10 protein-coding genes are annotated in these 12,672 nt (G+C 68.3%); 7 read left to right on the top strand and 3 right to left on the bottom strand.

Annotated elements, in window-relative coordinates:
* Positions 1-2: 2 nt before the first annotated feature.
* Entirely contained in the window at positions 3-1,940 is a 1,938-nt protein-coding gene (locus ACXJKJ_RS00945; protein WP_457388574.1) for a methyl-accepting chemotaxis protein, read from the bottom strand.
* Positions 1,941-1,980: 40 nt separating this feature from the next.
* Positions 1,981-2,208, bottom strand: a complete 228-nt coding sequence (locus ACXJKJ_RS00940; protein ID WP_457323790.1) for a hypothetical protein — start codon at positions 2,206-2,208, stop codon at positions 1,981-1,983.
* A 92-nt stretch (positions 2,209-2,300) separates the two neighbouring features.
* Between ACXJKJ_RS00940 and ACXJKJ_RS00935 the strand changes: the two genes are divergently transcribed.
* The 7 genes from ACXJKJ_RS00935 to ACXJKJ_RS00905 all read left to right on the top strand — a co-directional run bounded on the left by ACXJKJ_RS00935 (position 2,301) and on the right by ACXJKJ_RS00905 (position 10,339).
* On the top strand, positions 2,301-3,704 hold the full coding sequence (locus tag ACXJKJ_RS00935; RefSeq protein WP_457388572.1) for an FAD-binding oxidoreductase: 1,404 nt from the start codon (positions 2,301-2,303) through the stop codon (positions 3,702-3,704).
* A 77-nt stretch (positions 3,705-3,781) separates the two neighbouring features.
* On the top strand, positions 3,782-4,156 hold the full coding sequence (locus ACXJKJ_RS00930; protein ID WP_457325851.1) for a hypothetical protein: 375 nt from the start codon (positions 3,782-3,784) through the stop codon (positions 4,154-4,156).
* 3 nt (positions 4,157-4,159) lie between these two features.
* A complete protein-coding gene (locus ACXJKJ_RS00925; protein ID WP_457388570.1) occupies positions 4,160-5,602 on the top strand; it encodes a cytochrome P450 in 1,443 nt (480 codons plus the stop codon).
* Positions 5,603-5,795: 193 nt separating this feature from the next.
* Entirely contained in the window at positions 5,796-8,417 is a 2,622-nt protein-coding gene (locus tag ACXJKJ_RS00920) for a glycoside hydrolase family 3 C-terminal domain-containing protein (protein WP_457388568.1), read from the top strand.
* Between the two features lie 26 nt (positions 8,418-8,443).
* A complete protein-coding gene (locus tag ACXJKJ_RS00915; protein ID WP_457388566.1) occupies positions 8,444-9,364 on the top strand; it encodes an alpha/beta hydrolase in 921 nt (306 codons plus the stop codon).
* 26 nt (positions 9,365-9,390) lie between these two features.
* Complete coding sequence (locus ACXJKJ_RS00910; protein ID WP_457388564.1) at positions 9,391-9,837, top strand: nuclear transport factor 2 family protein; 447 nt, start codon at positions 9,391-9,393, stop codon at positions 9,835-9,837.
* Positions 9,838-9,940: 103 nt separating this feature from the next.
* Positions 9,941-10,339: a VOC family protein gene (locus ACXJKJ_RS00905; RefSeq protein ID WP_457388562.1), complete on the top strand. Its 399-nt coding sequence runs from the start codon at positions 9,941-9,943 to the stop codon at positions 10,337-10,339.
* A 66-nt stretch (positions 10,340-10,405) separates the two neighbouring features.
* On the opposite strand, the gene ACXJKJ_RS00900 is transcribed toward ACXJKJ_RS00905, so the two are convergent.
* Positions 10,406-12,595, bottom strand: coding sequence for a TonB-dependent receptor (locus ACXJKJ_RS00900; protein ID WP_457388560.1), 2,190 nt, complete (start codon positions 12,593-12,595; stop codon positions 10,406-10,408).
* Positions 12,596-12,672: the final 77 nt, after the last annotated feature.

The following is a 12,672-nucleotide window of genomic DNA, read 5'->3' as shown; positions in this document are numbered from 1 at the left end:
CCTCAGCGCTGGGCGACCGGCATGCGGAAGGTGTTGACCAGGCCCGACAACTTCTCGGCCTGCTGCTGCAGGCTCATGCCGGCCGCGGCGGTTTCCTCCACGAGGGCGGCGTTCTGCTGCGTCAGCTGGTCCATGTGCGAGACGGCCTCGCTGATCTGGCCGATGCCGGTGCTCTGCTCGCTGGACGCGCGGCTGATGCTGGTGACGAGCTCGGCCAGAGAGCGGATGGCGTCGACGGTTTCGCGCATCGTTGCGCCGGCGCCCTTCACGAGGCGGGCGCCGTCCTCGACCTGGCCGACGCTGGTGGAGATGAGGACCTTGATCTGCTTGGCAGCCTCGGCCGAGCGGCCAGCCAGCGCGCGCACTTCCGACGCGACGACGGCAAAGCCGCGGCCCTGCTCGCCGGCCCGCGCGGCCTCCACGGCGGCGTTTAACGCGAGGATGTTGGTCTGGAAGGCRATGCCGTCGATGACGGCGATGATTTCCTCGATGCGCCGGCTGCTGGCCTCGATGGCGCCCATGGTGCTGACGACCTGGTCGACGGCCGCGCCACCCGAGATGGCGACCGTGCAGGCGCGCTGGGCCAGGCTGCTGGCGTCGCCGGCCTGATCGGCATTGCTGCGCACGGTGGCGGTCAGCTGCTCCATGGAGCTGGCGGTTTCCTCGAGCGCCGAAGCCTGCTGCTCGGTGCGCTGCGACAGGTCGCGGTTGCCCGAGGCCAGCTCCTGCGAGGCTTGCGCCACCTCGCCGGCATTGCTGCGCACCTCACCGATGACGCCACACAGGCTGTCGCGCATGGCCAGCAGCGCCATCGTCAGCTGGCCGATCTCGTCGCGCGCGCTGATGACGACGTCGCCGCTGAGGTCGCGTTCGGCGATCTGCTGGGCCAGGCCGGCGGCATGCTGCAGCGGCACGGTGATGCTGCGCGAGATGCCGCGCGCGAGCAGGAAGACGGCGCCCAGCATGAAGGCCAGCAGGCCGAAGACGACCCAACTGCTGGTGCGCAGGCTGGACACGCGCGCGCCAAGCATGCCGTCCAGCGCATCCATCGCCTCCTCGGCGACGACATACATCGCGTCGATGGTGCGGGTGTAGCTGGCGATGTAGTCAGGCGCCGCGTAGGCCAGCTCCTCCTTGGCGATCAGCTCGTCGCGGGTCAGCTTCAGCGAGCCGCGCACCTGTTCGTCCAGTGCGGCGATCTTGCTGCCCAGCCGGCTCTTGAGGTCGGCATTGACGGCGAAACTCTTGTCGAAGGCCGTGCCCATGCCGGCATGCTGGTCGGCGGCCTGCTGCACGAGGCCGGCCAGCAGGGTGCGGCCTTCCGGGCCGATCTTGCCTTCAGCCAGAAAGCCGGCGCCACGCGCTCGCGCCTGGCCCAGGGCCTCGGTGGCGATGGGCAGCCGCGTCAGCGTCGCGCTGATCAGGAAATAGGTGTCGGCCTCGGGGTCGAGGATGAGGCCGGACTGGTCGACGAGCTGGTCCAGCAGTTTGAAATAGACGGCGATGAGCTGGGCGTGCAGGGTGCTGCTCTCGGCCGCCTTCAGTCCCTTGGCGCCCACCTGGCTGGAGAGGCTGTCCCAGCGCGTGCGCGCGTCCTGCCAGGTCTGGCGCATTGCGTCGTTCGCGCCATCGCCCTTGAGCATGGTGTCGACGGCGGCGACCTGCTTGACCACCTCGGCGTTCTTGGCCGAACGTGCCGTTTGCACCGAGTCGTTGCCGCCCAGCAGGGCCGCGGACAGACCGCGGTGCTGCTGGGTCAGCTGGGCCAGCCGCACGAGCAGCCGGGCGGGCGCCAGGCCTTCGAGCTCGCCCTGCGCCGCCTGAGCCAATTGACGCGCCTGGCGCACCTGGAAGGCCGAAGGGATGCTGATGGCCACCAGCACCAGCAGGGTCAGCAGCATCAGCTTGCGGCTGATCGTCAGAGTGGTCGTCGGGCTCATGGCGTTCTCCTCGTTGGCAAGGCCCTGCTGCGGCGCCGATTCAGTGTCGGCGGCCGCTGCGGTGGAAGGCCGGTTTGTGCACCGGCGCGTCATGCGGCTTGAATCCCTGGGCCGACGTCCAGCGCGGCGCGGGCGGGGCGTCGTGGGGCGGTGGCGGGTGACCGAAGACCTCGCGCCAGCGCGCGGCCAGCAGATCGAAGCGCACCGCGCCGAAAGCGATGAGGGCAACGGCCGCGACGAGCAGCAGCCAGGTCAGGGTCGGGTCCATGCAGGTCTCCCGGGGGTTCGCTGTGTGCCCCATGCTGTCACCATGCGAGGGGCACTGCAACACAATCCTTGTCTGACCCCCTGGAGTTGGCCATGAACGCGCCCGAATCCTTCTCGCCCGCCCCACTCCCGGCCGCGCTGCTGGACAGCCTGCGTGCCGACTTCGCCGAGCGCTGCTCGATCGCCCTGGCCGTGCGTGAGCAGCATGGCCGCGACGAGTCGGTCTTCGACGTACCGCCGCCCCAGGCCGTCGTCTTTGCGGAAAGCGAAGTCGAAGTCGCGCGCGTGGTGGCGCTGTGTGCCGAGCATCGTGTGCCCGTCATCCCCTACGGTGCGGGCTCGTCGCTCGAAGGCCATCTGCTGGCCGTGCACGGCGGCATCAGCCTGGACGTGTCGCGCATGAACAAGATTCTGCGCGTGGATGCCGAGGACCTGACGGTCACCGTGCAGCCCGGCGTCACGCGCAAGGCACTCAACGAGGCGCTCAAGCATGAGGGCCTGTTCTTCCCCATTGACCCCGGCGCGGACGCCAGCCTGGGCGGCATGGCCGCGACGCGCGCCAGCGGCACGAACGCGGTGCGCTACGGCACGATGCGTGAGAACGTGCTGGCGCTGCGCTTCGTGTCGGCCAGTGGCGAGGTGGTGCGCAGCGGCTCGCGCGCCAGGAAGAGCAGCGCTGGCTATGACCTGACGCGGCTGGTCATCGGCAGCGAAGGGACGCTCGGCGTCATCACCGAGCTGACCGTCAAGGTCCACCCGCTGCCCGAGGCCGTGTCGGCGGCGGTCTGCTTCTTCCCCAGCATCGACGCGGCCGTGCGCACGGCCATGCAGATCATCCAGATCGGCGTGCCCATCGCCCGCTGCGAGCTGCTGGACGCCAACGCCATCAAGGCCGTCAACGCGCACGACAAGCTGGGGTTGAAGGAAGCGCCCATGTTGCTGATGGAATTCCATGGCAGCGAGGCCGGCGTGGCGGAGCAGGCGGCCGTGGTGCAGGACGTGGCGGCCGACCATGGCGGCGAAGCCTTCGAATGGGCCACGACGCCCGAGGCGCGCACCCGGCTGTGGACCGCTCGCCACCACGCCTATCTGTCAGGCCTGCAGATGCGCCCCGGCTGCCGCGCGGTGACGACCGACACCTGCGTGCCCATCTCGCGCCTGGCCGAGAACATCAACGCGAGCATTGCCGAGGTCGAGGCCGCCGGCCTGCCCTACTTCATCGTCGGCCATGTGGGCGATGGCAACTTCCACATGGCCTATCTGCTGGACCCGGTTGATCCCGAGGAGCTGGCAACGGCCGAGCGCCTGAGCGCGCAGATGGTGGCGCGGGCGATTGCGCTGGAAGGGACGTGCACGGGCGAGCATGGGATCGGGTTGCACAAGCAGGGGTTTTTGCTCGACGAGACCGGGGAGGAGGCGGTGGCGATGATGAGGGCGGTGAAGCAGGCGTTGGACCCGCTGGGTATCCTCAATCCGGGGAAGATCTTTGTGGGTTGAGCCGTTTCCTGTGTGTCGTGCCTTGAGCAAATCGGGCCACACTAGGTAGTCATTCGAACCCATGCTGAGGCCAGCAAATGACACCAACTGAGCTTCGCCAGTTGCTCCTCTATGGAGAGTCGACGGACGAGAATTTCAAGAGGTTGCCGCCTGAAGCCGGCGGCATCTGGTGCAGTCGCCCCACGCGAGAGCAGGTCGAGCGTGGCCGCTATTTCATGTATCTACGGGTGGCTCTCCTTGCCGCCGCAACGATCTACCTTTTTTACTTCCATAGAGGCATAGGTGAAGCGAGAGTGCTTCCATGGATCATTGCTTGCTACGAGTTCGCGTACTACACCCTACGAAAAGAGAAGGACGAACAGGATCACTTACTCGCACGAGAGCGTTATACGAGCCGTGTAGATGAGCTTATCCATGCCTTGCATCCACGCTGGAAGCCGGAGAAGGTTTAGCCGATGGACACCACCGCCGCCCCACCCGCCGGCGCGCTGCGCCAGTTCGACGACCTGCCCGGCCCGCGTGGCGTGCCGGTGTTTGGCAACCTGCTGCAGATCGACTCGACGCGGGTGCATCAGCAGGTGGAGGCCTGGTGCGAGGAGTTCGGGCCGATCTTCAAGCTCAAGCTGGGCAAGCGCCGCCTCGTCATCGTCGGCGACCACGAGCTGATCAGCACGGCGCTGCGTGACCGGCCGGACGGCTTCAGGCGCACGCAGCGGCTGGAGGACGTGGGCCGGGAGATGGGGCTGAACGCCGGGTTGTTCGGCTCCAACGGCGAGGCCTGGAAGCGCCAGCGGCGCATGGTCATGGCTGGGCTGGACCCGGTGCATGTGAAGCGCTACTACCCCTTCCTGTTGCGTGTGGCCGAGCGCCTCGTCGACCGCTGGCAGGTCGCCGCGCGCGAGGACAGGCGCATCGAGTTGCAGGCCGACCTGATGCGCTTCACGGTGGATGCGGTGGCAGGCCTGGCCTTTGGCGAGGACGTCAACACGCTGCAGTCCGACGAGGACGTCATCCAGCAGCACCTGAACCGCATCTTTCCGATGCTGTTCAAGCGCATCTTTGCGCCGCTGCCCCTGTGGCGCTGGTGGCCATCGGCCAAGGACCGCGCACTCACGCACAGCGTGGCTGAGGTGAACGTGGCGGTGCAGGGCTTCGTCGCCAAGGCGCGGGCACGGATGGCCGCCAATCCGGGGCTGCGCGAGGAGCCCGGCAACTTGCTCGAAGGCATGCTGGTGGCGGCCGACGAACCCGGCAGCGGCATCGACGACGAGCAGGTGGCTGGCAATGTGCTGACCATGCTGCTGGCCGGCGAGGACACGACGGCCAACACGCTGGCCTGGATGATCTGGCTGCTGTGGCAGCATCCCGACGCGCTGGCCCAGGCGCGGGCCGAGGTGGACCGCGTTTGTGGTGAGGCCGCGCTGCCGACCCTGGAGCAACTCGGCGCGCTGGACTTCGTCGAGGCCTGCGCGCACGAGACGATGCGGCTGCGGCCGGTGGCGCCCATCAACGTCATGCAGGCCATGCGCGACGCGCGTGTGGGCGATGTGCAGGTGCAGGCCGGCATGATCGTCATGGCCGTCATGCGGCGCGATGCCACGAGCGAGCGCCACCTGACCAACGCGGCCGCCTTCGACCCCGCGCGCTGGCTGGTGGATGCCAAGCAGGCCGGCGCAGCCAAGCGCCTGAGCATGCCCTTCGGCGCCGGGCCGCGCATCTGCCCGGGGCGCTACCTGGCGCTGATGGAGATCAAACTGGCTTGTGTCCTGCTGCTGCGGCACTTCAACATCACGGCGGTGGATACGCCCGACGGCCAGGCGCCGCGTGAGCTGCTGCAGCTGGCGATGGGCCCCGTGGGCTTGTCGATGCGGCTGGCTCGGCGCTTGGCCGCTGCCTGACGGCTGAGGCCTTCAGATATCGATTCTGGTATCGATCACACCGTCGAATTCATCGCTCCCGACTTGAGCGCGTTCTCATAGAGGACGCGAGTGGATTGCGCAGGGGTCGCCATGGCGTCAATCAGGGAAAAGCAGGTGTCCAAATGATTGCGCTACCACACAATCCAGCGCAACGACAAAAACGGAGACGCCGTTGAAGACCCTTTCCATCGCCTGCCTCGCCGGGGGCCTGGCCCTCAGCGGCCTGGGCGTCGCCAGCCCGCGGACGGACGCCGACGCCCAGGCCCGCCAGATCGTGGCCCAGCTGACGCTCGACGAGAAGACGGAGCAGCTGCTCAACGGCGCGCCGGCCATCCCGCGCTTGAACATCCCGGCCTACAACTGGTGGACGGAGTCGCTGCACGGCGCTTTTGGCCCCGGGGCGACGACAAACTTCCCGCAGCCCATCGGCCTGGCCGCCAGCTTCAACGACCGGCTGATGCAGGACGTGGCGGCCAGCATCAGCACCGAAGTGCGGGCCGTCTACGCGCTGGGGCGCGGCAAGCCCAACCCGCACAGGATCGGCGGCGCGCTGGACACCTGGTCGCCCAACATCAACATCTTTCGCGATCCGCGCTGGGGGCGGGGCCAGGAAACCTATGGCGAGGACCCCTTCCTCACCGCCACGCTCGGCAAGGCCTTCGTGCATGGCATGCAGGGGCCTGACCCGGCGCTGCCGCACGTCATTGCCAGCCCCAAGCATTTCGCCGTGCACAGCGGCCCCGAATCCACGCGGCATTCGGTGGACGTGTGGGTCTCGGCGCAGGACCTGGAGGACACCTACCTGCCCGCCTTCCGCGCGGCAATAGTCGACGCGCAGGCCGGCTCCATCATGTGCGCCTACAACCGCGTCAACGGTGAGCCGGCCTGCGCCAGCCACAGCCTGCTGGTGAAGACGCTGCGCCAGGACTGGAAGTTCAACGGCTACGTGGTGTCGGACTGCGATGCCGTCGTCGACATCCATGCCCACCACAAGTACGCGCCCGACGCCCCGGCCGGAGTCGCCGCTGCCCTCAAGGCTGGCGTGGACAACGAGTGCAATGGCGCCACGCTGTCGCACACGCCGGGCCTGGGCGAGCGCTACAAGCAGGCGCTGGCGCGCGGCTACATCCGCGCGGCCGACATCGACAACGCGCTGGTGCGCCTGTTTGCCGCGCGGCTGCGCAATGGCGATCTGCCGGGGCTGGGCGAGCGCAGCTTCCCGAAGGCCGAGGCGATCAACTCGCCCGATCAGCGCGCGCTGGCGCTGCGCGCCGCGCTAGAGAGCCTGGTGCTGCTGAAGAACGACGGCGTGCTGCCGCTGAAGGCGTCGGCGCGCATCGCCGTCGTCGGCCCGCTGGCAGATGCGCGGCGCGTGATGCGCGGCAACTATTCGTCAGGCCAGACTGGGCCGACGCAGACGGTCTTCGAAGGGCTGAGCCAGCAGTTCCCGGCGGCGCAGGTCAGCCTCGTGCCCTTCGGCCCCTCGATCACCGACGGCGACCCGGTGCCCGCCAGCGCCTTCGTCGCGCCCGACGGCAGCCCGGGCCTGCGTGCCAGCTATTTCAAGCTCCAGCCCGGCTCCCCAGTGGCGCCGGGCAAGCGCCGTTTTCAGGAGAAGGCCTTCGCCAGCCACGGCGTGGCGCAGCTCGACTCAAGGGTGCGCGACTTTCCCGAGTCCGGCGAAGTGACGCGGGTGGTCTTGACGGGGTTCTTCGTCGCCCCCGAGACGGGCAGCTACCGGCTCGGCGTTGCGGGTGTCAAAGGCCAGGTGCGTGTTGCTGGTCGTGACCTGACGCTGGCCAGGCGCCCGACGCAATGGGCCGAGCCGGTCGCCTTGACGCAGGTGGACCTCAAGCAGGGCGAGCGCTATGCGCTGCAGTTCGAGGCCGAGTCCGGCACCGGGGCGCCGCCCGGCATGGTCTGGAAGCGCGTGTCCCGCCAGCCGCTGGCCGACCTGCGCGCCGCCGTGCAGGGCGCTGACGTGGTGGTGGCCGTCGTCGGCCTGACGTCGGACCTGGAAGGCGAGGAGATGCCCGTCAAGATCGAAGGCTTCCAGGGCGGCGACCGCACGACACTGGACCTGCCGGCCGACCAGCGCGCCTATCTCCAGGCCGCGGCGCAGGGAGGCAAGCCGCTGGTGGTGCTGAACCTGAGCGGCAGCGCCATCGACCTGTCCTGGGCGCAGGCCAACGCGGCGGCGGTGCTGCAGGCCTGGTACCCGGGCGAGGGCGGCGGCCAGGCCATTGCGCAGGTGCTCAGCGGTGTGGCCAACCCGGCCGGGCGGCTGCCGGTGACCTTCTACCGCAGCGCGAGCGACCTCCCGCCGTTTGACGACTACCGCATGGCCGGGCGCACCTACCGCTTCTTTGACAAGCCGGTGGTCTACCCGTTCGGCCATGGCCTGAGCTATTCCAGCTTCCGCTACGAGGCGCCCAAGGTCGAGGTGCAGGACGACGGCAAGGACGTGGGCCTGGTGGTGCGCACGGCCGTCACCAACACCAGCACGCGCGATGGCGACGAGGTGGCCCAGCTCTACCTGGCGCCGCCGCGCTTCGAGGGCGGGCCGCGCCTGGCGCTGCGGGGCTTTCAGCGCCTGCATCTGAAGGCGGGCGAACGGCGCGAGCTGAGCTACCGGCTCGATGCCCGCGACCTGAGCTTCGTGGACCACGACGGCGTGCGCCAGGTCATGCCCGGCGCCTATCGGCTCAGCGTCGGCGGCGGCCAGCCCGACACCGGTGTGCCCGTGGAGAGCGCCAACTTCTCGCTGACGCGGCCGGTGCTGCTGCCGCGCTGACCCCATCAACTTGCTGGACGACGACCATGCCCTCACTTTTCTCCACCCTGCTGGCCCTGCTGCTGGCCTCCGCTGCCACTTGCGCCCTCGCGCAGGACGGCACCATCCACCCGCTGCAGGCGCCCGCCGAGCCACGCGCCATCCCGCTCGGCACCGGCGGCGTCGACAAGCAGCCGGCCGCCGAGAGCTGGTTCCGCCAGTGGGGCGAGCCGATGGTGCGCAACGTCACCACCGCCACGCTGACGCCCTTCCTGCCCGCGCCGGGCAAGGGCAATGGCGCGGCAGTGCTGGTGGCGCCGGGCGGGGGATTCCGCTGGCTGTCGATCAACAACGAGGGCTGGAAGGTGGCCCAGGCGCTGGCCGACCAGGGCATTGCGGCCTTCGTCCTCAAGTACCGCCTGCAGCCGACGCCGGACTCGCTCGACGGCTTCAAGGACTCGATGAACCGCATGTTCACCGCGGCCGGATCGAGCGACGGCAATCCGCGTTCGCTGGTGCCTGACCTCGCCAACCAGCTTGCCGACGCCGAAGCGGCGCATGCCCTCATCCTCTCGCGCGCCAAGGAATGGGGCGTCGACACCAGGCGGCTGGGCATGGTGGGCTTCTCGGCCGGCGCGGGCCTGACGATGCACAGCACGCTCAACTCCAAGACCATGAAGCTCGCCTTCATCGCGCCGATCTACGGCGGCATGGGGCCGGTCGACGTGCCCAAGGACGCGCCGCCGATGTTCAACGTCATCGCCAGCGACGACTTCCTGTTCCGCGGCCAGATGGGCGTCGTCAAGTCCTGGTTCGATGCCGGCCGGCCGGTCGAATTCCATCTCTACCAGAACGGCGGCCATGGTTTCGGGCTCGGCTACCCGGGCAAGACCGCCGAGGGCTGGTTCCCGGTCTTCGTCCGCTGGCTCGACGTCAATGGCTTTTTGAAAGCCGGCACGGCAAAGTAGAGGGCCGCCGCCGCCAGACCTTCGCCATGATCACCTTCCGCATCCCGTGCCTCGCCGCCGTGGCATTTGCCGCGCTGCTCATCAACCCCGCAGCAGGCGCCTCGGTCGCGGAGAAGGAAGCCATGGCAGTGACCCAGGCTGCGTGCGACGCCTTCCGCCTGCGCGATCTGGCGGCGCTTGAACGCCTGCTCGCACCTGAGTTCAACCTCGTCAGCACCAACGCCGAGGTTCAGAGCCGGGCGCAGGCGCTCCAGGAAGTGCGCGATGGCGACCCGCAATATGAGCGCTTCGAGAACCACAGCATGACGGCGCGCATGTATGGCGACGCGGCGGTGGTGCAGGGCATCACCTCACTGAAGGGCCGGTCCGGCGGCAAGCCCTTCGCGGTCGATGTGCGCTTCACCGACACGCTGATCCGGGTCAATGGCCGCTGGTCGATCGTGGTCAGCCATGTCACGCGCATGCCGTCCTAGCCCCGAGTGACGCCTCGCATCGGGCCTCAACAAGCATCCTCGGCGCGGCCAGGCGGGATTCACCACAATCCTGCGCTTTCGTCGTTTTCTTGAGGAGATACCCATGTTCAGCCACGTGATGGTCGGTACCAACGACATCGAGCGCAGCAAGCGCTTTTATGACGCGGTGCTCGGCACGCTCGGCGTGCCCGAGGGCTTTCGCAACCAGGGGCCCTCGGGCCACCAGCGGGTGTTCTACCGCCATGGGGGCGGCACGTTCTGCATGAGCCAGCCGATCAACGGTGAGCCGGCCTCGCATGCCAATGGCGGCACCATCGGCTTCGGGTGCGCGTCGCCCGAGCAGGTGCAGGCTTTCCACGACGTGGCGGTGGCCCACGGCGGAGAGTCCATCGAGCAGCCGCCGGGCCTGCGCGAGGGGGCGCTCGGCGCGATGCACCTGGCCTATGTGCGCGACCCGGACGGCAACAAGCTCTGCGCGCTCCACCGCATCAAGACGGCTTGAACTGACGACGGAGGCCCATGAAAAACGCCGCCCGAGGGCGGCGTTCCTGTCTTCGGCGAGCGCTCTTTAGAACATCGCCTTGAACTGCACGCCATACGTGCGCGGCTCGTTGATGAAGCCGGTCAGGTTGTTGAAGTCGATGGCACCCGTCACGCGGATCTGGTTGGTCACGTTGCGCACGAAGCCGGCGGCTTCGTACTTTCCGTTGCCCCACAGATAGCCCACGCGCACGCCGCCTTCGGTCAGGCTCTTGCCCGTGAACTCGGTGGCCTCGTACAGGAAGAAGTTGACCTYGSWGCGGTAGGCCCAGTCGGTGTAGACATAGACCTCGTCGCCGCTGGCCAGCGGGATGCTCCAGCGGGCGGTGAGGTTGTAGGTCCACTTGGGCGCGTTGGGCAGGGCGTTGCCGTCGACCATCGCGTTGTTACCGACGATGGGGTCCTGCACCGTCGGGAAGGCGCCATTGACCTTCAGCGAGCCGCCCGGAGGCACGCCCAGGCCGGCGTCCTTGAGCTTGGTGTTGTTCAGCGAGCCGCCGAAGGTGACCATCAGGTCGGGCGTGATCAKCGCTTCGAGGTTGATCTCGGCGCCGGTGCCGGTGGCCTTCTTGGCATTGAGCAGGCGGGTGGCGTTGACGCTGCCGCCCACGGCCGTCAGCTGCAGGTCCTTGACGGTGTAGCTGAACAGCGAGCCCGACAGGCGCAGCGTGCGCTTGAGCAGTTCGCTCTTGAAGCCGACTTCATAGGAGTTGACGGTTTCCGGGCTGGCCTGCGATTGGCCGGCGAAGGCCGATGCGTTCTGCATGGACGACGCGCGGAAGCCATTGGCGTAGCGGGCGTAGAGGTTGGTGTCGGCGTCGAGCTTGTAGGTGGCCGACAGGTCGCCGCTCCACTTGCCGTCGTCGGTGCTGGCGCTGGTGCCGGTGGAGGTGTTGAACAGGCCCGTGCCGGCGTGGGTGGTGGACAGGTCCTTCTTGTCCTTGGTGTAGCGCAGGCCGGCGCGCAGCTTGAGCTCATCGCTGACGGCGTAGTTGAGCGAGCCGAACACCGCGCCGGCCTTGTTGGTCTGGGCGCTGTAGATGTGGTCGACGTCGGCGTGGGTCGTCGTGTTGTAGGTGATGTTGTCGATCGTGTACTTCTCGTCGAAGAGATACACGCCCGCCTGCCAGCTCAAGGGACCGGCGGTGTTGGACTCGAGGCGCACTTCCTGCGTCAGCTGGCGGTGGCCGTTCATGCCGCTGCCGGTTTCGGACTGGAAGGGGATGCCGGGTGCGCCGGGCACGCCGCCGTCGATGTCGCCGCGGGACAGCGGCTTCACATGCTCATAGCCGCTGATGGCGTAGATGTTCAGCCCGGGCACGGACCACTTCAGGCGCAGGCTGCCACCGGTCTGCTTCAAGGTCTGGTCGTTGACGCCATTGAAGGCGGCCTTCTCGGCGTCGAAGCCGTCGGCCAGGTCGTTGGTGCCGCGCTTGATGGCGTTGGCACGGAACAGGCGCGGGCTGCCGTTGAGGTCTCGCACGTGCAGGTTGGCCAGGGCGCTGAACTGCTTGTGCGGCTCGTACAGCACCTGGGCGCGCACGGCGCTGTCGCGGTAGCCCTCGGTCTTGGGCGTGGCGGCGCCGGGGGCGGTGTTCTCGGCCCAGTCGCCGCGACGCTGGCTTTGTGCCGAGATGCGGGCAGCCCAGTCGCCGCTCAGGGGCAGGTTGGCCGCGCCTTCGAGGTTCAGCGTGCCGTAGTTGCCCACGGTGACGCTGGCGTAGCCGTCCTGCTTGTGGCTGGGCTTGACGGAGTCGAACTTGACGACGCCGGCCGGCGTGTTGCGGCCGAACAGCGTGCCCTGCGGGCCGGCGACGACTTCCACCGCGGCGGTGTCGAAGATGGGGAAGCCCTTCAGGATGGGGTTCTCCTGGATCACGTCGTCGACGATGACGCTGACGGGCTGCGAGGCGTTCAGGCGGAAGTCGGTGTTGCCGTAGCCGCGCAGGTAAAAGCGCGGGAAGGCGCGGCCGAAGCTGGACTCGATGTTCAGGCTGGGCACGCGGCCCGACAGGAAGCGCAGGTCCTGGCCGCCGGAGGCCAGCACGTCGAGCTTGTCGCCGCTGATCTTGGAGACGGCGTTGGGCACGTCCTTGATGTTTTCGGCACGCCGCTCGGCCGTGATGACGACGGTTTCGAGCTGGCTGCGGTCTTTGGCCGGGGCTTCTTGAGCCAGGGCGGGAATGGCGGTGCTCAAGGCGAGGGCCAGGAGGCTCATGCGCGGTGCGTTCATCAAACAACGACTCCAAAAAAGGAAGCGGCCCCAACTGCAGGGCCGGCGGCGATTGTGCGGAC

This window comes from Roseateles sp. P5_E1 (genome assembly GCF_054049335.1).
This window is presented reverse-complemented; position numbering and strand designations above follow the sequence as displayed.

Bases quoted from the DNA above. Each gene is read 5' to 3' on its own strand.
- ACXJKJ_RS00940 (WP_457323790.1), bottom strand. From the start codon at position 2,208: ATGGACCCGACCCTGACCTGGCTGCTGCTCGTCGCGGCCGTTGCCCTC.
- ACXJKJ_RS00905 (WP_457388562.1), top strand. From the start codon at position 9,941: ATGTTCAGCCACGTGATGGTCGGTACCAACGACATCGAGCGCAGCAAG.
- ACXJKJ_RS00910 (WP_457388564.1), top strand. From the start codon at position 9,391: ATGATCACCTTCCGCATCCCGTGCCTCGCCGCCGTGGCATTTGCCGCG.
- ACXJKJ_RS00930 (WP_457325851.1), top strand. From the start codon at position 3,782: ATGACACCAACTGAGCTTCGCCAGTTGCTCCTCTATGGAGAGTCGACG.
- ACXJKJ_RS00915 (WP_457388566.1), top strand. From the start codon at position 8,444: ATGCCCTCACTTTTCTCCACCCTGCTGGCCCTGCTGCTGGCCTCCGCT.
- ACXJKJ_RS00935 (WP_457388572.1), top strand. From the start codon at position 2,301: ATGAACGCGCCCGAATCCTTCTCGCCCGCCCCACTCCCGGCCGCGCTG.
- ACXJKJ_RS00925 (WP_457388570.1), top strand. From the start codon at position 4,160: ATGGACACCACCGCCGCCCCACCCGCCGGCGCGCTGCGCCAGTTCGAC.